Below are 21,321 nucleotides of genomic sequence, written 5' to 3' on the forward strand. Positions count from 1 at the left end.
GGGTCAGCTAGCGAACGGATCGGCGCCGCACCCCACCAGGGGTGCGGCGCCGATCCGGTTCCGCTCGTCCGGAGGCGGTGCAGGTCAGCGTGGGCAGGCTGTTGGTGCCGGTCCAGGAGCCGATGAAACCGAAGGTCGTGCTGGCCGACGCGCCGAGCGCCCCGTTGTGTGCCGCGTTCGTCGCGGTCACCGCCGAACCGCTGGAGGTGACTGTGGCGTTCCACGCCTGGCTGACCGTCTGGCCGTTGCCGAACGTCCAGGCCACCCGCCAGCCGTTGATCGCGGCCGGGCCGGCGGTGACCCGTACGTCGCCCTGGAAGCCACCCTGCCACTGGCTGGTGACGCTGTAGGTCGCCGTACACGATCGGCCGGAGGCCGGGGGTGTGGTCACCGGGGGGGTGGTCGGCGGCGCGGTGGTTGTTGGCGGCGTGGTCGGGGGAGTGGTCGGCGGGGGAGTGGTGGCGCCGCCCCAGCCGGCGGTGGAGTCCAGCCAGGCGGCCCGCTGGAACATCCAGTCCCGCATGTACTGCACCTGACCGGCCCAGGTGGGGTTGGTCGGGGTGATGAACGGGCCGACCATCCGGGTGGCCAGGATCGGCCACTTCTGGAAGTTGCGGGCCGCGGCGGCGGTCAGCGGGGTGGCCAGGCTGTTGATCCGGGCCTCGAGTTGGGCGTTGGAGAGCAGCCCCTGACGCAGCTGCTGCCAGCGGACCTTGACCCGGTTGACGAACGCCGGATCCTGGACCAGCCGGTTGTACCAGTTGTTCGCCACCGGGTTCCGGGTCTGCTGGTACTGCCAGCCGCTGACCTGGTCGTTGCCGAAGTAGCCGCCGACCCCGAACGACAGGTCGAAGTCCCAGAGCGGTCCGGCGACGATCTTGCCGTCCCGGTCCTTGTGGAAGTACGCGCTGCGCAGGTACGAGTCCATCTCCCGGGTGAACTCGTTGATGATCATGTTGTCGACCCAGGAGTCCACGTCTATCCAGGCCGGATAACCCGTGGTCGGATCAGCGAACCCGGCCGAGTTGAGCATGGTGTTGAACTGTTGGATGTGTTGGCTGAGCCAGTCCCGCTGCTGCGGCTGCAGCGGATCCGGGTCGACCACCTCCAGATAGTTCCAGCAGTTCGGGCCGCCGCCCGGGCAGGGCAGGATCGGCTCCTCGGCGGCCAGCCACTCGAACTTGAAGATGTAGCCGCCGGTGATCTTCGGCAGGGTGATGTCGTCCTCGTCGAGCTGCTTGAGGTCCAGCCGGTTCTTCGAGTTCTTGATCGTCTCGACGATCATGTAGACGCCCTGGTAGTCGTCCGCGCCCACCGGCTGGTTGTCCAGGTTGACGTACACCTCGGCGAAGGCGAACCGGGGGGCGTGCAGCCGGCCCATCTCCCGGCCCAGGCCGTAGACGAAGGCGTCCCGGATCAGCGCCTTGTCGCTGTACGGCCCACGCATCACCCAGTCGGAGTCCTCCGGCAACCCGAGCAGCGGCAGGTCGAGGTCGTCGTCGGTGTTGTCCCGCAACTCCAGCCGGTACGGCACCTTCGGGAACATCGCGCTGGAGTTGCCGCGCAGGTGGAAACCGGCCCGGCTGACCAGGCTCGGGGTGGCACCCAGCGAGGTGGAGCCGTTCGTCGGCCGGAACTCCATCACGGCGGTGTCGACGTACTCCCGGCCGGGGGCACCCTGCCCGTACGCGTCGAGCAGCAGGACCGGCAGGTCGTGGTTGGTGGCGACGGCGCCCCGGGCCACGTAGATCGCGGTGCCGGGTTCGCCGGTGGCGGCGCCGTTCACGTACGCCTGCGCGCGCAACTGGGTGGTCCGGGTGAACCGCAGCGGCGTACCGGAGTAGGCCGGCGAGGCCTCGGTCGGCGGCTGGTTGTCCGTGCTGTACCGGATCGTCGCGCCGGCGATCGTGGTGCTGAGCGAGATCGACACCTCGTTCTGGAAGGTGCCGCTCGGCACCGAGAAGGTGATGTCCCCGGCCAGTTCGGCGGCTGCGGCGGCGACCTGTTCGGCGCTCGGCTCGGTGACCTGCTGCGCGGGCCGGCCGCCACCGAACCCGGTGTCGACGACGGCTGCCGGATTCAGACTGGCGGCGGCCGGCTTCAGACTGGCGGCGGCCGGGGCCGACGGTGGCTCGAGGTCCACGCCGATGGCGGCGACGGTGAGGACGCCGACCAGGTAGTACGAGATTCTGCGCACGGTCACTCCGTTTCCGGTTCGAGGGGACGGGCCGGGCCTGCCACGCTCGGGTGGCAGACGGCCGACGGCGGTACGGAGGCGGCGTGGCGACCGTCGGACGGCGGTGGGGATGGCGGTGGGGACGCGGATGGGGACGGGGACGGGGACGGGCGGGGGTGCCGGTGGTCGGCGGTGAACGGCACGAAGTGCCGGCGCAGGGTGCGCCGCCACGGGGCCGCCGGCAGTTCCGGCCGGAGCGCGGCGAGCCCGGTGGCGTACTTGGAGATCCGGATCGGACGGTGGCCGCGCGCCCAGAGCAGCCGGTCGACGGCGGACGCGGTGGAGCCGGTCTTGGTCTCGACCACCGCCAGGCCGGGCAGCCGCAGCGCGGCGGAGCCGGTGTCCTGCCAGACCAGTTCGGTGTCCACGGTGACCCGGCTGGTGGTGGCCGGCAGGAACAGGGTGCTGCGCCGGTACCGGGTGACCAGGGTCGGTACGAACTCCGCCGGTCCGGCCAGCGGGATCGACTCCCGGGCGAGCACGTCCTCGACGAACTCCAGCCCGGGAGTGAGGACGTGTTCGTGGTCGGGCTGGTACGGCAGCCGGTTCTTGACCGTGTTGCCCCGGCCGCCCTGGGTCTTGACCTCGAGCCAGCAGAGCGCCGAGTCGAGGTACGTCCGCGTCCTGATCTTGAACCGTCGGCGTCGGCGCTGGGCGGTCAGCAGGTAGCTGGTCAGGTCCGGGGTGTCGAAGTACGTCGACTGGTAGGCGAACGACCGTGCCCCGTCGATCTCCAGCACCCGGGTGGTCGGGTCGACCTGGTCCAGGACGGCCCACATCACGTCGACGGGCAGCAGGTACTTGCGGTCCACCCGAGTCTGCAGGGCAGCCCGTTCGACGAGTTCCGCCAACCCGATCGACTCGAGGCCGGCCAGCGGCGCGCAGGTCACCGAGGTGGTCAACGGCGTGCTCCTCCCGTCGTGGTGGCGGCGACCCGCAGTCCCGCGCCGGACCCGCCCGGCAGCGAGTAGCGGACGTCGACAAGCGTGGTGTCGTTGACCAGGTCGATCCGCTGGATGGCGGCGGAGTGCACCCGGGCGCCGAGGAGTTGCTCCAGGTGGGCGACGAGCGCGACCTGGTCGGTGATGGCCGAGTCGAGCAGCAAACTCTGTCGGCGGTAGCTGCGGAACAGTCGGGGGTGGTCGCCGATGAACATGACCAGGAGGATCAGCGCCATCATCGCCGGGATGTGCCACGCGGCCCCGCCGCCGAGGGCGGAGAGGATGCCGAGCGCGAGGGCGCAGAAGTAGTACGCGACCTCGTGCTGGTCGAGTTCGGTGGAGCGCAGCCGGATGATGGAGAGCACGCCGAACAGGGCCAGCCCGAGGCCGAGCCCGGTGCCGGCGCTGCTGGTGCTGAGCGAACTCGCGACCGCCATCACCCCGACGTTGACGCCGAGGTACGCGGCGACCAGGTCGCGCCGGCGGTGCCGGGGGAAGTAGAGCCCGAACACGAGCAGGATCACGGCGACGATGTCGATCGCGAACAGGGCGGGCTGCGGCATGTGCGGGTCCTCCTGGATATCATCCGGTGGCCGCTGGGTGAACGGCTACCGACGTCCAGGTTACATCGAAGACTGTGAATGTGTTCCCCTGTCCCGTGCTAACAGTTCGTTTCGTGTCTGATTTACCACGATCAATGCAGGGTTGGGCGTTCCGGTGGTGTCGCGCCCCGCGGCCGACGGCGTCGACGGCACGGGCCCGACCTGGTCTTCCAGGTCGGGCCCGTGGTGTTTCGTGATCCGTCTGCTGGGGGACAGGAACCGGTCAGACGGGCTCAGGCAGTGCCGAGGACGGACAGGCCGGGCAGCGCCCGGTCGGCGTAGTCGAAGAGCGCCTGGTTCTCCCAGCCGTTGCCCGACGACGGATTATCCGGATCCCAGCCGTTGCCCGGGACCGCCGTCCAGGTCGGCTCCCAGTAGAAGACACCCAGACCACGCCCGTTCGGCACCGACTTGACCACGCTGAAGACCGCCCGCAGCGCGTCGGCCTGCCCCTGCGGGGTGGCCGGATAACCACCGGCCTGCTGCAGGGAGGAGTTGAAGATGTTCGGCTCGGCGTCGTCGGCGTTCAGCGTGAAGCCGTACGCGGTCTCGGCGACCACCACCGGCCGGCCGTACCGGGACGCCAGGTCGTTGAGGTTGTTCTGCAGACTGCCGAGCGACCCGTGCCAGTAGAGGTAGTGCGACACCCCGATCACGTCGAACGGCACCCCGTGCGAGGTCGCCTGGTCGAACCACCACCGGTGCTGACTGTTGTTGCCGCCCTCGGCCAGGTGCAGCATCACCTGGGTCGAACTGTTCACCGCCTTCACCGCGTTGCTGCCGGCGGTGAGCAGGGCGGCCAGGTTGGCCCAGTTGGAGCTGCGGCCGTCCGGCCAGAGCATCCCGTCGTTGATCTCGTTGCCGACCTGCACCATGTCGGCCGTCGTACCCTGCGCCTTCAGGGCGTTGAGCACGTCGTACGTGTGGTGGTAGACCGCGTCGCGCAGCTGGGTGAAGCTGTAGCCGTTCCACGCGGCCGGCTTGTACTGCTTGCCGGGATCGGCCCAGGTGTCGGAGTAGTGGAAGTCGACAAGCAGCTTCATCCCCTGCGCCTTGATCCGGGTGGCCATCTGCAGCACCCGGGCCCGGTTGTTGTAGCCGTCGGCCGGGTTGACCCAGACCTTCAGCCGGGCGTAGTTGGCGCCGGCGGAGCGGAGCAGTTGCAGGGCGTCACGTTGGTTGCCGGCGGCGTCCCGGTAGACCCCGCCCCGGTCCTCACTCTTCTTCAACGTCGAGATGTCCACGCCCCGGATCAGGTTCGGGCTGGGGTTGGGATTGCCGCCGCCGTTGCCGACGAACTCCACGTCGTCCACGTTGATCCAGTTTCCGGCCTGGGCGTTGGAGACGATGCCGGCGGTACAGACCCCCGCCGTGACCTGGCTGGTCACCGAAACCTGCGTCCAGGTCGAGGTGGTCGGGATGCTGGCCCGCTGCTCGGCGCCACCGCAGCCGCGCAGCACCAGGTACGTGGCGACCTGGCCGCCGCCGGAGCGGACCCAGGCCCGGAACGTGTACGACCCGGCGCTCAGCCCGGTCAACTGCTGGTACGTCTCCACCTGGTACGCCGACGAGGCCCAGTGCGACAGCCGGTAGTTGCCGGAGCGTCCGCCGGCCTCGGTGAAGCTGGCGCTCTGCTGCCCGGTGCCGGACGACTCGGACCAGCCGGTCGGACTCTGGGTGCCGCCGGAGGACTCGAAGCCCGGGTTGGTGATGGTGGTGGCGGCGGACGCGGGAACGCCGGTCCCGGTGAGCAGGCCGGCGGCGAGCAGCATGATCGTGCCGGTGACGGCGGCGATGCTGCGCAGCGGTCGGGACGAACCGCGCATGGGGGTTCCTTCCGTCGGAGGGGTTGGAGCGCCGGACGCTGCCTGCCTACCGTTTGTGCTTCGCGGCGTCGCCGAGCACCCGCAGCGCGGGCAGGGCCCGACCGGCGTAGTCGAAGAGCGCCTGGTTCTCCCAGCCGTCGCCGGAGGTCGGGTCGGCCGGATCCCAGCCGGCGCCGTCCACCGCCGTCCAGGTGGGTTCCCAGTAGAAGATCCCGAGCGCGCCGGGTACGGCCGACACGGTGGTGATCATGTCCCGGACCGCCTCGGCCTGCCCGGCGGGTGTCGCCGGATAGCCGCCGACCTGCTGGAGTGCGGCGTTGAAGATGTTCGTCTCGTGATCGGATTCGGCGAGGGTGAAGCCGTACGCGGTCTCGGTGACCACCACCGGCTTGCCGTACCGGGAGGTGAGGTCGAGCAGGTTGGCCTGCAGCGCGCCGAGCGGTCCGTGCCAGTACGTGTAGTGCGAGACGGCGATGACGTCGAACGGCACACCCCGGGCGACCGCGTTGTCGAACCACCAGCGGTGGCCGCCGTTGTCGCCGCCCTCGGCCAGGTGCAGCACGACCCTGGTACGCGGCGAGGCGTCGGTGACGGCGGTACTGCCGGCGGTGAGCAGGGTGGCCAGCCGGTCCCAGTTGTCCCACCGCCCGTCGGGCCAGAGCATGCCGCCGTTGATCTCGTTGCCGACCTGCACCATGTCGGCCGGAGTGCCCTGTCGGCGCAGTGCGGAGACGACGTCGTGGGTGTGGTCGTACACCGCCTGCCGGAGCTGGTCGAACGGCAGGTCCGCCCAGGCGGCCGGCTTGAACTGCTTGCCGGGGTCGGCCCAGGTGTCGGAGTAGTGGAAGTCGATCAGCAGGCCCATTCCGAGGGCGTGCGCCCGGCGTGCCTTGGCCAGCACGTCCGCCTTGTCGCTGAACCCGTCGGCCGGGTCGACCCAGACCTTGAGCCGGGCGTAGTTGACGTCGTTGGCACGCAGGATCCGCAGCGCGTCCCGGGGCGGGCCGGTCCGGTCCCGGTACACCGCGCCGTGGTGTTCGTTCTTCGTCAGGTGCGAGACGTCGGCGCCGGCGATCGCCAGTGCCGGCCCGGATTCCCCGGTGGTCGGGGTGAGGGTCAGGTCGTCGAAGTGCGCCCACTGGCCGGCGTCGCCGTCGGAGCCGAGCACGATGGTGCAGCGTCCGGTGCTGACCCGGGTGGTGAGAGCGACCTCGACCCACCACTCGGCTCCGGTCCGGGGCAGGTCGAGCCGACGCTCCGGCCCGCCGCAGTCGGTGAGCGCGACGTACGCCTTTCGCTGGCCGCCGCTGGCCCGGACCGCGACCCGCAGCGTGTGCCCGCCCCGGCCCAGGCCGGTGACCCGCTGCCGGGTCTGGACCTGGTACGGCTGCTCGGCGGCGTGGGTGAGCCGGTTCGCGCCGGACCGCCCGCCCGGCTCGACGTAGCTCGCCGCCGTCTGACCGCGTTCGGACCAGCCGGTCGGTGAACCGTCCGAACCGGCGGCCTCGAAGCCCGGGTTGGCCAGGGCTGCGGCACCGCCGGCCCCCGACCGCCCGCTTCCGGCGGCCGCCGGTCCAGCGAGACCGGGTACGACGGCCACGGCGGCGACCGCAGCCAGCACGACCGCTGCGAACCTGACCCTCCTGTGCCGCATCGGGAACATTCCTCCTTACCTGGGAGCGCTTACAGCCCACAAAAATCGACATCTAGCTGCGGTGATATACGTTCATGGCTTCCGGTCTGGAAACTACTGCTGTGAGCGCTCACAGAATCATCCACGTACGGCGATGTCAAGGGGGTCGCGCCGGGTGCCCGCGCGTTCCGAACGTTCGCCCGAGGTCCCGCCGCTTGTCGGCGGTGCACCCATGCTCGGCTTGGACGACGTGCCTGAGAGTCACCGTGGTGACTCTCAGGCACCAGGCACTACCGACGTCATCGTCCAGTCCCGACCATGCTCACGGTTCGACCACTCGGGCCAGTACGTCGACCCGCACCATCAGCTGCAGACAGGGTGGGTGCGACTCGACGTGCGGCCAGGTGCACGATGGATGTTCGTGGCCGACGATCCAGACCCACAAATCGGCCCCGTCCTGCCGGGTCACGTTGCGGTGCACCCGGCACACGGTCACGTTCAGCGGGCTGCCGTCCGGCACCGTACGACAGTGCGACCATTCGCCCGGCGCGAGGCGTAGCAGCGTGCCGTCCGGCAGGTCCGGGATCGACGGGCTGACCAGATGCGGTGGTCGTTCGTTCATCGCCGCCCCGCCCGGTGCCAGCGCCAGTCGTTGCGCCGACGGTCCGCCACCCGGCTGGCCTGGCGGCGCCGACGCAACCATCTCCAGATCCGGATCACCACGGCTCGACCCGCCCGGTCCCGTACTGCCACTGTTGGCCGTACGTCAGCAGCGGCAGGCCGTCGATCCGGGTCGGGCCGTTCCAGTTCCGGTCGACCTGTTCGGTGTCGACGTCTCGGCGTTGTCGACGGGCCAGTTCCAGTACGCGCTGTCGTGCGGCCTCCGCCTCGGCAGCGTCAGCGGCCCGGGCCGCCGCCAGCACGTCGGCGGCATGTCGCCGGAACAACGACGTCAGCCGCCGTCGCCGCCATCGAGCCCACAAACCCATGCCTCACCTCGCGGTTGTCGGGTGACGACCGCCGGCGCCGGCCAATAGGGACCGGAGGTATCCGGTGGTGCGTCGAACTGGTGACAGTGGCAGTGCAGGCCTGGCCAGGCTTTCCATCAGCAAACCCGCGCGGGTCGTTGTCGGACAGCCAGCGCGCGTATACCGCCCAGGTATGCGGGTGCTCGGTAGGGTCTGGACATGAAGCCGTGGACGCCACCCGTCGTTCCGCCCGGGCTCTGGGATCGGCCCGAAATGGTCCACGCGCTTGCGGAGCGGGACATGGGTGCCGTGTCCCGCATATTCCGCCGGTGGACCGGCGCGAGCCAGAATGACGTGGGGATGCTTGTCGGTATGCCTCAGCCACACATCAGCGAGTTGGAACGGGGTGGGCGGAGGGTCCTTACGCTCGGCCTCTTTCGAGCGCTTCGCTGACGGTCTGGGTATCCCCCGTCAGATGCTCGGCTTGATGGGAAGCAACGACGGCGCTGGCAGCAACGACGGCGCTGGCAGGGACGAACCGGACTCGGCGATCGGCAGGAGCCGACGGAGCTGGTTGAGGACGCGGCGGTTCCTCGGGAGCCACCGCGCTGAGCTGACCCGCCAGGTCAGTCGGCTCTACCCGGAACCGATCCGCCTCGGGCAAACCGGTGTGCTCATGCCGCCGGAGTGGCGGCTCACCAGACCGATTGATCTGGGCGAGGTGGAACTGAACTGGCGGGACGACGCCGACCGTCCGAGGGCGACCGGTGGCGAACGGGAGACGCGGCGGCTGCGGCCGATCGCCGACTCCGGCCGAGAATACGATCGATACCACCGGGCGATGCGTGACCTTGCCAGGCCACGACTGTTCGAGAACCGGCTCTGTTATCGACTACTCGACGTCCTGCCAGGTGAGCCGGCGAGTCCGTCCGCCATGGCCGTGACACTCGGCGAGATGTGTTACTTCGACATGATCGATGTCGGGGAGTCGCTCGCCCACGAGGCAGCGCTTGTCGGCGTCGATCAGCATGGGAACCTGACGCCCGATCGGATCGTGTGGCAGAACCTGCCCTTCCGTCGACTTCTCAGGGACCCGTTCGCGCTCACCGACTATCCGTTGCTGACCTCCGTGAGCACCCTGACGATCCGACGTAGCGATTCCGGGGCGAGTTTCTTCCTGTTGCGGAGAGATCCCGGAAAGGTCGCGATCGCCGGTGGCATGCTCAGCGTCTTCCCCACCGGCGTATTCCAGCCCGCCTCGGTCCTGCGCGCCCCCCACTCCCCGGACTTCGATTTGTGGCGCAACGTGATGCGGGAGTACAGCGAGGAGTTCCTCGGCAACCCGGAACACGACGGGGGAGGGGCGCCGGTCGACTACGAGAACGAGGAGCCGTTCCGGTCACTGGACGCCGCACGCCGGCGCGGCGCCATCAACGTCTACTGCCTCGGCATCGGGGTGGACGCCCTCAACTATGTGGGTGATCTCCTGACGGTCGCGGTGTTCGAGGCCGACGTCTTCGACCGGATCTTCGACGGTCTGGTCGACAGAAACGACGAGGGCGAGCTGGCCTCCGAGGAACTCGCCTTCGACGGGCCCACGGTGGAGCGTCTACTCGACTCGGGATCGATGGCACCCAGTGGCGCGGCATGCATGCACCTGGCCTGGCAGCATCGCAGTGCCATCCTGTCGCGAGGACAATGATCAAGACCTGCGGACGGCAGGACGGCAGGACTGCCTGGTGACTCCGCGTACGGGGCGCCCGCTGTGGTGGTGTCACGGCGGTAGTCGCGGCTGACACCACCCACGAGGTCAGGACAACACGCGATAGGTCACATGGGTCACCAGGCTCGCTGCCCGCGACTCGACCTGCTCGAGTTTCAGCGCGGGGACGCCCTCGAACAGTCGCGTGCCGGAACCGAGCGTGACCGGCACGATGTGCAGCCGCAGCTCGTCGACCAGGCCGGCGGCGAGGTACTGGTTGATCGTCGTCGCGCCGCCAGTGACCGTGACATCGCCGTCGCCAGCCGCCGCACGCGCCTGGGCCAGCGCCGACTCGATTCCGTCGGTGACGAAGTGGAACGTCGTACCGCCGGCCATCGGTTGTGGGTCGCGCGGGTGGTGGGTGAGGACGAATACCGGCGTGTGGAACGGCGGGTTGTCGCCCCACCAACCGTTCCACTGCCGATCCCACCCGCCGCGCACGGGGCCGAACATGTTGCGTCCCATGATGAAGGCCTTGGCGGTGGCCCACCGGTCGAGCTCGGCCCGGTTTTCGTCGGGAGTGTCGAACAGCCAGGCGTGCAGCATGCTGCCGGAGCCGTCGCCGCCGTCGTCGCCGAACGGGCGTTCCTCGCTCTGATTGTGCCCGGCCGAGTACCCGTCGACCGAGATCGTGATGTCGCAGATGACCTTGCCCATGCGTTGCTTCTCCTCGTGGTGACCGTCGTCGTCGTTGCGGTGAGCTTTTTGTCGGGGATCAGCATGCGATGGACGAAGCATGACGTCCAATGCCAATTCTGTGTCGAACCCATTGATATCTTCGATCTGTGCTCAACCTGGTCCAGCTCATGGTTCTGGCGTCGGTGGCCCGGCACGGGTCGGTGACCGGAGCGGCGAGAGAGCTGCACTATTCACAGCCGTCGGTGAGCCATCACCTGTCCCGTCTGGAAGCGGCCACCGGTGTCAAGCTCGTGCAGCGGGTCGGTCGGGGGATCCGGCTGACGCCGGAAGGGCGGCTACTGGCCAACCGGGCCGCCGAGATCGTGGGACGGGTCGACGCGGCGACCAGCGAACTCGCGGCACAGGTCGGCCTGCAGTCGGGGCGGGTCCGGTTGGCCGCCAACGCCTCGGCGCTGAGCACGATCGTGCCCCGAATGGCCGGCGCGTTGGCACAGACGTACCCGGGAATCGAGCTGAGCCTGATCGAGCGCCACCCGGTCGAGGCACTACAGTTGCTGCGCCACGGCGAGATCGACGTCGCCCTCGTGTTCCGACACGCCGACGCTCCGGTCGAGGACGAGGGATTCCGGCTCCTTCACATCGGCGACGACCCGATCTACCTCGTCAGCCGGCGACCCGACGACAGCCTCGCGAACCATCGCCACTCCGCCTGGATCGGCGGGGGCGACCGGTGCCAGGCAGAGCTGTTCGCCGCGTGTCGACGGCAAGGCTTCACCCCCCGCATCGGCTCACTCAGCGACGACATGGTCGTCGTGCAATCCCTGGTGGCCGCCGGCATGGGCGTGACCATGCTGCCCGGCCTCGCGCTCCAGGCCCATCGCCGACCCGACGTCCACATCACCGAGATTGTCGGCTTCCGCCGCCAGCTCCACGCCGCCACCTACGGCGACCCACCCGACCCGCCCGCCGTCGCCGCCGTACTGGCGGCACTCACCAAAGTGACCAGTTCGACGGCATCGCCCGGAGGCGCCGCGGTCACCGGCACGTCCTCGACCGGTGGTGAGAACGAGGCTCAGTAGTACGGCGTGGTCGGGGTGTGCATCGGGTCCATGAGCGGGTCGTGCATCGGCGGCTCGGGCGGCCGGCGCGGCTTCAACCACTCGTTCGGCAGCGTCACGATCGTGACGATCAGGGCGGCGAGCACGAAGGTCCAGAAGCCGCTGATCTGAAGGGAATGGATCATCCAGCCGCTCAGCCAGCTGAGGAGCCACAGCTTGAACACGTTGATGACCAGCATGAGGACCAGCGTGACCAGGGGCGCGCTCACCTCGAAGGCAAGACGCGCGAACAGCACCGCGAGTACGACCAGGACAGACAGTTGCTGCTGACCGTCGCCCGCGCCCAGGGTGGCGTTGTCGAGCCAGGTCACGGTGAGCCACAGGCCGGCCATGGGCAGCAGGTACCTGGCGAGGAAACGCAGCGTACGCAGGATCCTGAGGCGGCCTGTCGGCAATCGGAGCAGGTCTCCGACCGTCGTCGAGATGAGCGAGACAAGAACCGCCGCCAAGACGGTCGGCCAGAAACCGGAGAGCCGTACCGGCAGCCCGAGGGCCTCGCACAGCCGCACGGACAGCCACAGGACAACGGGGGCCAGCGCCAGAGCGACCGTGATGCCGACGACGGTGCTCACTCCGGACAGCACCATCATCCGGCGGAACGGCGCGAAGAACTCCCGCTCCGAGGCGTCGAGGTCAGGCTCCTGCGCCATCTCGCGGATGGTCCGCCGTGCCCGCAGCCCCAACAACCGGTAGAGAGGCAGCGGCAACAGCCCGACGCCGGCGAGGAAGACGACGGTGATGAGCACGAGTGTCAACACCTGCGCCGTGCCGGACCCGGTCAGCTCGAAGTCCGGTAGCACCTGCACCACGATCCAGAGGGCGACGGCCGTCGACACCAGGGTGACGATCCATCCCCAGATCGACCTGGCCCAGGAGCGTCGTGGCTGTTGGGTAACCGACATGACACCTCCCCGCGCCGTCACCGGCACCGGCCGCGAGCGAGCCAACCGATAGTGGTAAGTCTATGGCCGGGTCTGCTCGCGATCGAGTCAGTTACCGCGAGGTGGACAACCCCGTACCGAAGCGGCGCCAGGCGTCGTCGGCCACCTGGTCGACGCTGTCGAGCGCGGCGGAGAGGTCTGCGGCGGTGAAGCGTTCCGGCGCGCCGGTACGCCAGCGGATGGCGCGGTGCGCGAGGTCCGCGTACCCGGGAAACAGCGTCGCGAGGTACAACCCGGCGGCGGCCTTCGAGATGACGTCCCCGTGGGCGAGCGTGTGGTGCAGGCGTGCCGGGCCGAGCGCGTACCAGCTCACCAAACCGGCGTCCACGGTCTCGTCGGCGGGCAGCCCGGTCATCGCTGCCCGGACCGTCGCCGCCGACGACTGCCAGTACGTCCGCAGGTTGTCGAGGTTGTAGCGGCGTACCGCCTCCGGGTCGACCCGTACGCCCAGGTCGGCGATTGCCGGGCCGCGCACCGGTACGCCGTACCGGTGCAGGGTCAGCCACAGCACGGGGGTGAGTTCGCCGCAGGGTCGGTCGGCGGTGAACGTCCCGTTGACGGCGTGTGGCACCACCCGCTGGTCGTCCGGCCACGACCGGGCCGACGCCGGATCCAGATAGACCCCGTCGAAGTGCGGGGAGTCCGGCATCCCGGCGTGCACGTCGGCGAGCGCGGCACAGTCGTTTGTGCCGGCCGGACGCGAGGTCAGGATCACCGTGTCGACGTCGCTGACCCCGGGCTGCCAGGCGTCGAGCACGGCGGACCCGACCAGGTAGAGACCGCGTACGTATCCGGGCAGCGCCCGGTCGACCGCGTCGAGGTAGGTCCGGGTCAACTCGCTGATCACGTGGGTGATTCTGACACTCCACGCCGCCACTCCATGGACCCGTTTTCCGGTGCCGACGCCGGACGAGGTGATTGGCAGCGACGACGGCGCCACCGCTACGGCCTCAGAACGGCGGTGCCGACGCCCACGGATCGTCGTACCCGTCCGCTGTCGGACGTGACGGCTCGGCCAGGCACCACCTGAGATGGTGCAGAACCCAAAAATCCTGTTCCCGGCCCCGCAGATCGTGGAGCACGGAGTGCAGGTGGGTGAGGCCGAACCAGCGGACCACCGCGACGCCGTGGGACCGGAGCAGCGGGTCCGGGGCGTCGAGAAGCCGCCGGACCACACCGTCGAGCAGCCCTCGCGGCGGCTGCCTGCGTCTGATCTCCGAGGAATCCCAGGCAAGCAGGTAGGCCGCTCGCCGCCGCCGTTCGGGATCGTGATTTGCGAGTTCCGGCAGGAGATCGTCGAGGGTGAGCCTGCGCAGCAGGGCCAACGCTCGGAGGTCGACCGGGGCGGACGACCTGGCGTACCGGGCGACCTCGTCCCCGGCCGCCCCGGGGTGTGCCGGGCGGGGGTCACGTCCCTGCCCAATCAGTGCGTCGAGCAACTCTGCCCGCACGCCCGCGTCGCTGTCGGTGGCCACGGCACGTGCCAGCGCCGCCCATGCGGCGTCGCTGACAACCGACAGCATGAGCAGCGACGTCCCGGCCCGGGCCCGCCGCTCCGGCGACGGATCGGCGGCGAGCGCGGCGAGCAGCGCCAGCTCGTCCAGCGGCAAACGCTCACCGAACCAGCCGGTGTCGTACCCGGCGACGGTCTCGTCCAGCCACCGCTCGTACCAGGCCAGGAAGTCGGCGTCCTCCACCACGTACGGTCCGACCGGTCCCTCGTCGTCGAGGTTGAACAGCCTGCCGCGTGCCGGCCCCGTCACGACGAGCTGGGTGAAGAGCGAGCACCCGTGGTCGGCGATCCGCAGGGTGCCTCGCAGAAAGGTCCGGTCCGGTCCGGGCGGCTCCTCGTACCGCTGCTCCCAGTCATCCAGGTAACGCGGGCCGGGCAGGTAGGGGCTGGCCTGTGCCAGGTGCCCCGGCCGGCAGGACGGGCCGCACGAGTCGGCGAGTGGGCGCAGACCGTAGCCCGGCCCGGCGCCACCGTCGCCCAGTTCGGTCAGGAAGATTCGGTATTCCGGCGGGAGCGCGACGTCGTGCCGCGCCTCGAACTCGGCCACCACGTCCTCGGACAACGGCGCGCGGAGTTCGAACCGGTGCTCCCGAGCGCCGAAGGCCGTCCAGGATGGCGGCGTGGCCCGCGCGGCGGACAATTTCCCGGCGATCCGCCCCAACCGACCGGGAACACCTCCATCCCCAGGCATCGGACCAGCATACGAGTGGTTTCCGGAACGGAGGTCAGCGGCGACGGCCGCTCCCGGTCAGGTCCGTACCCGTTCATCTTTCCGGTCGGCAGCCGAAGCAGAGCGGTCAGACGCGGTGCTGCCGTTCAGGTGTCGACCGGGCCGCAGGTCGGTGGCCACCGGAGTGGCCACCGACCTGCACGACGTTCCCGTACGCGTCGATGCCCCGGAGTCGGCCGTTACCTGCGGTAGTTCTCTCCGAGGGGCGCGCCGGGGATCGGCTTGGCGACGAGCGCGACCGGGATGAAGTAGCAGATCTGACTGATCACCAGGGTGAGCGTCCACATCGCCCTGTCGTCGTAGTGGCCGGCCGCCCTGGCGAACAGCTCGTCGGGGACGCGCTCCCCGGACGGGTTCGGGGTGAGGACCGCCTCCACGAGCTCCAGCGCGACCCGCTCCGCCTCGGTGAAGTACGGGGCGTCCCGCCACGACGCGACGGCGGTGATCCGCTCCTCGGTTTCCCCGGCCTGGCGGAGTTCGCCGCTCTGCCGGACCGTGTGGTAGGTGCTGCCGACGAGCTGTCCGGCACGCAGCTGCACCAGGTGGATGGTGGTCTTCGGGACCGAGCCGTTCTGGATGGCCCTGGTCATGGTGCCGGCCATCGTCACCAACTCCGGGAAGAGCGGGGCGGGGTCGGGCAGCCGCGATCGGAGGTTGTCCTGGGTGGTAGTGGTGGACGTGGCCATGGTCGAACCTTCCTGTCCGGTGGATGGTGTCTCGGTGGTCCGACGAGACGGCCGGCGGAAATGTGAGGTGACCCGCCCACCTCACAATCCGAGGGGCTGTTTCGTCGGCAACGGTGGGAACAGCCGCAGCCGAGGGAGCCGTCGACACCATGACCACCCAGTCCGAGCCGGGAGACGGCCGGCCCGATCCGACCCTGAGCGTGATCGTCCGCGAGCGGCGTCAACTGATCAACCTGGCGTACCGGCTTCTCGGCTCGCTCGCCGAAGCCGAGGACGTCGCCCAGGAGACCTACACCCGCTGGTACGCGATGTCGCCGCAGGAGCGGGACGCCGTCGAGATCCCCGGGGCGTGGTTCACGAAGGTCGCCAGCCGGATCTGCCTCGACCTGTTGGGCTCGGCACGGGTCCGGCGGGAACGGTACGTGGGCGAGTGGATCCCGGAGCCGCTGCCCGACCGTACCGAGCTGATCCGCGGACGCCCGGGTGCCAGCAGCGCCGATCCGGCCGACCGGGTGACCCTCGACGAGTCGGTCAGCATGGCCTTCCTCGTCGTACTCGAAACGATGACCCCGGCCGAGCGCGTCGCGTTCGTCCTGCACGACGTCTTCCGGTACCCCTTCGCCGAAGTCGCGGAGATCGTCGGTCGTACCCCGGCGGCCTGTCGCCAGTTGGCGACCTCCGCCCGCCGCCGGATCCGCGAGTCGCAGGCGCCCGCGGCCCCGACCGCCCAGCAGGCCGGCCTGGTCAGGAACTTCAAGCGGGCCTGGCAGGCCAGGGACATCAACGCCCTCATCGGCCTGCTCGACCCCGATGCCACCGCGACCGCCGACGGCGGCGGACTGGTCAACGCCGTGCTCGACCCGGTCGACGGCGCCGAGCGGATCGCACGTGGCCTCGTCGAGGTTGCCGGCCTGGCACCCCGGCTGACGATTCTGGAGCGCACGGTCAACGGCCAACCCGGTCTGGTCGTCCAGCAGGACGGCGTCACCGTGACCGTGCTGGCCTTCGAGGTCGCGGGCGACCGGATCAGGCATATCTGGGCGGTACGGAACCCGGAGAAGCTCCGGTCGTGGACGGCGGGTCAGTAGCCTGGCGGTCCACGGGCGGGCGTCCACGGCCCACGTCGGGAGTGAGCCGGGCAACTTCGGACCCGAGTCCTGCACCGGTGAACCGGGGGGTGCGGCGGCCGCCCTTCCGGAGGCCGCCGCTCTGGTGGCCGCCCCCGTCAGGTGCGCAGCACCCGTACCTCCCCGGCCGGCAGGCGCAGCAGACCGTCGTACCCGGTGTTGTCGACCAGGTCGGTGCCGGTCACCGGCAGCTCGACGTCCTCGTTGGTGTGGTTGACGGCAACCAGGAACCGGCTGCCGTCGGCGCCCTCGCGGCGGACGACCTCCACCCCGTCCGGCACCCCGTCCGGGCCGACGATGCCGGCGTCCCGGTACGCCGCCCGCAGCACCGGTGCCAGGTTGGCCGCGTCGAGCCGGGTGGAGACGTACCAGGCGGAGCCGGCGCCGAGCACGTGCCGGGTGACCGCCGGTCGGCCGGCAGCCGGACCGTCCAGGTAGGAGAGCACCGGCTCGGCCCCCTGCGGTACGACCGCCTCGGTCCAGACGTCCCCGACCAGCTCACCGCCCACCTCAGGGGAGCCGAGGCGTACCGTCTCACCGGCCCGCAGCGGCAGGAACTCCTCGACCGTCAGCCCCAGCAGCTCCCGCAGCGCGCCCGGGAACCCGCCCGGGTGCACCGCGTCGTTGCCGTCCACGATTCCGGAGAAGTACGAGACCAGCACCGTCCCGCCGGCGGCGACGTACCGGCGGAGGTTCTCCGCGGCGGCCGGCGTGGTCAGGTACAGGTTCGGTACGACGACCAGCCGGTAGTCGTCGAGCGCCCCCTCCGGGTGGGCGAAGTCGACGGTGACGTTGTCCCGCCACAGCCGCTCGTAGTACGCCGCCATCCGTTCCCGGTGGTCGAGGTCGACCGACGGACGCCAGTCGAGTTCCAGCGCCCACCAGGACTCCCAGTCCCAGAGCACCGCGACGTCGGCCAGGACCTGGGTGCCGCGCAGCGGCTCCAGCCGGGGCAGTTCGGCGCCGAGCGCCACCACCTCCCGCCAGACCCGGGTGTGGGTGCCGCCGTGCGGCAGCATCGCCGAGTGGAACTTCTCCGCGCCGAACCGGGCCGCCCGCCACTGGAAGAAGAGCACCGACTCGGCGCCCCGGGCCAGGTGCGCCAGGCTGTTGCGGCGCAGCTCGCCGGGGCGTTTGGCGAGGTTGCGCGGCTGCCAGTTGACCGCCGAGGTGGAGTGTTCCATCAGCAGCCAGGGCCGGCGGCCGGCGACCGCCCGGGTCAGGTCGGCGCACATCGCCAGCTCGATGTGGTTGTCCGGCTCCTCGGCCCGCAGGTAGTGGTCGTTGGAGACCACGTCGACCTCGGCCGCCCAGCGCCAGTAGTCCATCCACTTGCAGTTGGCGAGCATGAAGTTGGTGGTCACCGGGATGCCGGGCGCCAACTCGTGCAGGATGTCCCGCTCGCGGCGGAAGTTGGCCAGGTGCGCGTCGGAGGAGAAGCGCAGGAAGTCGAGCTGCTGCGTCGGGTTGACCGCGGTCGGGGCGGTCATCGGCGGTTCGATCTCGGCCCAGTCGCCGTACCGCTGGCCCCAGAAGGTGGTGCCCCAGGCATCGTTGAGCCGGTCCAGGTCGTCGGCGTACCGCTGGCGCAGCCAGTCCCGGAACGCCGCCGCCGAGGTGGTGCAGTAGCAGGCCGCGTTGACGCCGCCGTACTCGTTGTGCGAGTGCCACAGCACCAGCGCCGGGTGGTCGGCGTAGCGGCGGGCGAGTTGTTCGGTGATCCGGGCGCTCGCCTCGGCGTACGCCGGTGAGCTGGGGCAGAACGACTGCCGTGCGCCGCCGCCGAGCACCGTGCCGTCCGCGCCGACCAGCCGGGCCTGGGGATACCGCCGGCGGAACCAGGCCGGTGGTACGGCGGTCGGGGTGGCCAGGTCGACCGCGATCCCGCCGGCGTGCAGCAGGTAGAGCAGCCGGTCGAGCCAGCCGAACTCGAAGTGTCCTTCGGCCGGTTCCAGCAGCGCCCAGGAGAAGATCCCGACGCTGACCAGGTTGACCCCGGCGGCCCGCATCAGTTCGACGTCCTCGGCCCAGACGTGCTCCGGCCACTGCTCCGGGTTGTAGTCGCCGCCGTACGCCAGGCGGTCCAGCCGGGGCAGCGGCCCGGCGGGGGCCGGAACAGCTCCGGTGGCGGCCACCAGATGCGGGGTCTGACTCATACGGGATCTCCGAACTGTGCGCGCTCCCAACGGTAGAGCGCATGATGTCACACGGATCTACAAGCCAACCAAGCCCTGATGACTCTCTTGACACGAGAGATCGTGAGCCGAACACTGTGAGCGCTCACAGATGTTTCTGGTCGATCACCACCCGATGACACCCCCCGGAAACCGAGAGGTTGAGATGACCCGTTCGCTCGGCGGGAAGATCCTGACGTTGGCGCTCACCGTCAGCCTGGTCGCCGCCTGCACCTCCACGTCAGACGAGCCCGAGGAGCCGACCGGCCCGGTCGAGCTGAGCTTCTGGTCCTGGGCACCGAACATCGAGAAGGTCGTCGACCGGTGGAACGCCGACAACCCCGAGATGAAGGTGACGCTGAGCAAGCAGGCCGGCGGCGCGGACATGGTCACCAAGCTGCTCACCGCCGCCAAGGCCGGTAACCCGCCGGACCTGGCCCAGGTCGAGTACCAGGCACTGCCGACGCTGGTCAGCAACGACGTACTCGCCGACATCGCCGGCCAGGCCAACCCGGTCAAGGACCGGTTCGCCGAGGGGACCTGGCAGCAGGTCACGCTCGGCACCGACGCGGTGTACGCCATCCCGCAGGACGCCGCGCCGATGATGCTCTACTACCGCACCGACCTGTTCGAACGGTTCGGCCTGACCGTGCCGAAGACCTGGGACGAGTTCGCCCAGACCGCCCGTACGCTGCGCGGCAGGACCACCAAGCACTGGCTGACCACGTTCTCCGCCACCGACCCGGGGTGGTTCGCCGGTCTGACCCAGCAGGCCGGGGCCGCCTGGTGGGGGATCGAGGGCGAGTCCTGGCGGGTCACCGTCAACGACGCGGCGACGAAGAAGGTCGCCGACTACTGGGGCGGCCTGGTCGCCGAGGGGGTCGTCGACGGCAAGCCGATGTACACCCCGGAGTGGAACAAGGCGCTCAACGACGGCACCCTGCTCGCCTGGCCCAGCGCGGTCTGGGCGCCGGGCGTGCTGGCCGGCAACGCACCCGACACGAAAGGCAGGTGGGCGATGGCGCCGCTGCCACAGTGGACCGCCGGGGAGAACCGGACCGGCAACTGGGGCGGCTCGTCGACCGGGGTCACCGCCGCGTCGAAGCACAGGACGGCGGCGGTCAAGTTCGCCACCTGGCTCAACACCGACCCGACCGCGACCAGCCTGCTGGTCCGGGAGGCTGCGGTCTATCCGGCCGCCCGGGACGCCCAGACCGGACCGGCGCTCGCCGAGCCGCCGGCGTTCCTCGCCAACCAGGCCGACTTCTATCCGCTGACCAAGCAGATCGCCGAGACCGCGGCCGGGGTCACCTGGGGGCCGAACGTCAACGTGACCTACCAGGTCTACCAGGACGAGTTCGCCAGGGCGATCAGCCAGCAGACCCCGTTCAGCGCGGCGGTCGACGCGATGCAGACGGCCACCGTGGACGACATGCGCAAGAACGGCTTCGCCATCGCCGGCTGAGCGGCGGGACCCCTCGGAACGGAGAGTTGATGTCCACGGCCACCACCCGGGTCGGCCGCCGGGGTAGGCGTACGGGCGCACCGTACGCCTTCCTCGCCCCGGCGGTGATCCTCTTCGTGCTCTTCATCATCGTGCCGATCGGATACGCCGGATATCTCAGCCTGCGCAAGGTCCGCGTCTCCGGGCTCGGGCTGGGCCGGGGCGCCCGGACCGAGATCTTCGCCGGGCTGGAGAACTACCGGGCCGCGATCGGCGACCCGGAGCTCTGGTCCGGCGGGCTGCGGGTGCTCGGCTACGGCGCGCTGCTGGTGCCGACCATGCTCGGCCTGGCGTTGCTGTTCGCCCTGCTGCTGGACCGGCCCCGGGCCCGGTTCGGCCGGTTCGCCCGTACCTCGATCTTCCTGCCGTACGCGGTGCCGGCGATCATCGCCAGCCTGCTCTGGGGTTTCCTCTACCTGCCGGCGACCAGCCCGGTCAACGACGTGGCGGCCTGGCTGGGGCTGCCCGAACCGGACCTGCTCGGCGAGGGCAGCGTCTTCTTCGCGGTGGTCAACATCGCGCTCTGGGGTGGCGTCGGGTTCAACATGATCGTGCTCTACACCGCGCTGCGGGCGATCCCGCCGGAACTCTACGAGTCGGCCCGGCTCGACGGTTGCTCCGAGGTGCAGATCGCGCTGCGGATCAAGATCCCGCTGCTGCTGCCGGCGCTGGTGATGACGACGGTGTTCAGCATGATCGCCACCCTGCAGGTGTTCGTCGAACCGCTCGCCCTCTCCCCACTGAGCAACTCGATCTCGTCGACCTGGACCCCGCTGATGAAGGTCTACCGGGACGCGTTCGACACCAACGACCCGTACGCGGCGGCGGCCACCTCGGTGCTGATCGCCGCGATCACCCTGGTCCTCTCCTTCGGCTTCCTGCGGTTGGTGCAGAACCGGGCCTTCGGACAGGAGCGTTGAG

18 protein-coding genes are annotated in these 21,321 nt (G+C 69.9%); 5 read left to right on the forward strand and 13 right to left on the reverse strand.

Annotated features, from left to right (window positions below; all coding sequences use genetic code 11):
- Positions 1-7 precede the first annotated feature (7 nt).
- The 7 genes from ABGB21_RS15415 to ABGB21_RS15445 form a co-directional block, all read right to left on the reverse strand.
- Positions 8-2,197 carry a CotH kinase family protein gene (locus tag ABGB21_RS15415; RefSeq protein ID WP_347678269.1) on the reverse strand — a complete coding sequence of 730 codons (2,190 nt, stop codon included), beginning with the start codon at positions 2,195-2,197 and terminating at the stop codon, positions 8-10.
- 2 nt (positions 2,198-2,199) lie between these two features.
- Positions 2,200-3,138 (reverse strand): polyphosphate polymerase domain-containing protein, encoded by a 939-nt coding sequence (locus ABGB21_RS15420; RefSeq protein WP_347653895.1) that lies wholly within the window; start codon positions 3,136-3,138, stop codon positions 2,200-2,202.
- Entirely contained in the window at positions 3,135-3,740 is a 606-nt protein-coding gene (locus ABGB21_RS15425) for a DUF4956 domain-containing protein (RefSeq protein WP_347678271.1), read from the reverse strand. Before ABGB21_RS15425 ends, ABGB21_RS15420 begins: the two co-directional genes overlap by 4 nt.
- 272 nt (positions 3,741-4,012) lie before the next feature.
- Complete coding sequence (locus ABGB21_RS15430) at positions 4,013-5,605, reverse strand: arabinogalactan endo-1,4-beta-galactosidase (protein WP_347678273.1); 1,593 nt, start codon at positions 5,603-5,605, stop codon at positions 4,013-4,015.
- A 46-nt stretch (positions 5,606-5,651) separates the two neighbouring features.
- Positions 5,652-7,259, reverse strand: a complete 1,608-nt coding sequence (locus ABGB21_RS15435; RefSeq protein ID WP_347678275.1) for an arabinogalactan endo-1,4-beta-galactosidase — start codon at positions 7,257-7,259, stop codon at positions 5,652-5,654.
- A gap of 301 nt (positions 7,260-7,560) precedes the next feature.
- The gene (locus ABGB21_RS15440; RefSeq protein ID WP_347653900.1) at positions 7,561-7,860 is read right to left on the reverse strand and encodes a hypothetical protein; all 300 of its coding nucleotides are present in this window, start codon (positions 7,858-7,860) and stop codon (positions 7,561-7,563) included.
- 94 nt (positions 7,861-7,954) lie between these two features.
- Positions 7,955-8,227 carry a hypothetical protein gene (locus ABGB21_RS15445; protein ID WP_347678277.1) on the reverse strand — a complete coding sequence of 91 codons (273 nt, stop codon included), beginning with the start codon at positions 8,225-8,227 and terminating at the stop codon, positions 7,955-7,957.
- Between the two features lie 343 nt (positions 8,228-8,570).
- Between ABGB21_RS15445 and ABGB21_RS15450 the strand changes: the two genes are divergently transcribed.
- Positions 8,571-9,908 (forward strand): XRE family transcriptional regulator, encoded by a 1,338-nt coding sequence (locus ABGB21_RS15450; RefSeq protein ID WP_347678279.1) that lies wholly within the window; start codon positions 8,571-8,573, stop codon positions 9,906-9,908.
- A 108-nt stretch (positions 9,909-10,016) separates the two neighbouring features.
- Here ABGB21_RS15450 and ABGB21_RS15455 read toward each other — a convergent pair whose 3' ends face one another.
- Positions 10,017-10,625, reverse strand: coding sequence for a dihydrofolate reductase family protein (locus ABGB21_RS15455; protein ID WP_347678281.1), 609 nt, complete (start codon positions 10,623-10,625; stop codon positions 10,017-10,019).
- Positions 10,626-10,753: 128 nt separating this feature from the next.
- Between ABGB21_RS15455 and ABGB21_RS15460 the strand changes: the two genes are divergently transcribed.
- Positions 10,754-11,686: a LysR family transcriptional regulator gene (locus ABGB21_RS15460; RefSeq protein WP_347678283.1), complete on the forward strand. Its 933-nt coding sequence runs from the start codon at positions 10,754-10,756 to the stop codon at positions 11,684-11,686.
- Here ABGB21_RS15460 and ABGB21_RS15465 read toward each other — a convergent pair.
- The 4 genes from ABGB21_RS15465 to ABGB21_RS15480 all read right to left on the reverse strand — a co-directional run bounded on the left by ABGB21_RS15465 (position 11,680) and on the right by ABGB21_RS15480 (position 15,595).
- On the reverse strand, positions 11,680-12,627 hold the full coding sequence (locus ABGB21_RS15465; protein ID WP_347678285.1) for a hypothetical protein: 948 nt from the start codon (positions 12,625-12,627) through the stop codon (positions 11,680-11,682). The two genes, ABGB21_RS15460 and ABGB21_RS15465, sit on opposite strands and share 7 nt — an antisense overlap.
- A gap of 91 nt (positions 12,628-12,718) precedes the next feature.
- On the reverse strand, positions 12,719-13,513 hold the full coding sequence (locus ABGB21_RS15470; RefSeq protein WP_347678287.1) for a nucleotidyltransferase domain-containing protein: 795 nt from the start codon (positions 13,511-13,513) through the stop codon (positions 12,719-12,721).
- Positions 13,514-13,616: 103 nt separating this feature from the next.
- Positions 13,617-14,870 (reverse strand): hypothetical protein, encoded by a 1,254-nt coding sequence (locus tag ABGB21_RS15475; protein ID WP_347678289.1) that lies wholly within the window; start codon positions 14,868-14,870, stop codon positions 13,617-13,619.
- A gap of 218 nt (positions 14,871-15,088) precedes the next feature.
- Positions 15,089-15,595: a carboxymuconolactone decarboxylase family protein gene (locus ABGB21_RS15480; protein ID WP_347678291.1), complete on the reverse strand. Its 507-nt coding sequence runs from the start codon at positions 15,593-15,595 to the stop codon at positions 15,089-15,091.
- 149 nt (positions 15,596-15,744) lie between these two features.
- On the opposite strand from ABGB21_RS15480, the gene sigJ reads away from it, so the two are divergent.
- Positions 15,745-16,683, forward strand: a complete 939-nt coding sequence (gene sigJ / locus ABGB21_RS15485; RefSeq protein WP_347678293.1) for an RNA polymerase sigma factor SigJ — start codon at positions 15,745-15,747, stop codon at positions 16,681-16,683.
- Positions 16,684-16,820: 137 nt separating this feature from the next.
- Here sigJ and ABGB21_RS15490 read toward each other — a convergent pair whose 3' ends face one another.
- Positions 16,821-18,878 (reverse strand): beta-galactosidase, encoded by a 2,058-nt coding sequence (locus ABGB21_RS15490; protein ID WP_347678295.1) that lies wholly within the window; start codon positions 18,876-18,878, stop codon positions 16,821-16,823.
- Between the two features lie 184 nt (positions 18,879-19,062).
- On the opposite strand from ABGB21_RS15490, the gene ABGB21_RS15495 reads away from it, so the two are divergent.
- Complete coding sequence (locus ABGB21_RS15495) at positions 19,063-20,361, forward strand: extracellular solute-binding protein (RefSeq protein WP_347678297.1); 1,299 nt, start codon at positions 19,063-19,065, stop codon at positions 20,359-20,361.
- A gap of 29 nt (positions 20,362-20,390) precedes the next feature.
- Positions 20,391-21,320: a sugar ABC transporter permease gene (locus ABGB21_RS15500; RefSeq protein WP_347678299.1), complete on the forward strand. Its 930-nt coding sequence runs from the start codon at positions 20,391-20,393 to the stop codon at positions 21,318-21,320.
- Position 21,321 lies beyond the last annotated feature (1 nt).

Source organism: Plantactinospora sp. B24E8, assembly GCF_039871735.1.
Lineage (GTDB): Bacteria > Actinomycetota > Actinomycetes > Mycobacteriales > Micromonosporaceae > Plantactinospora.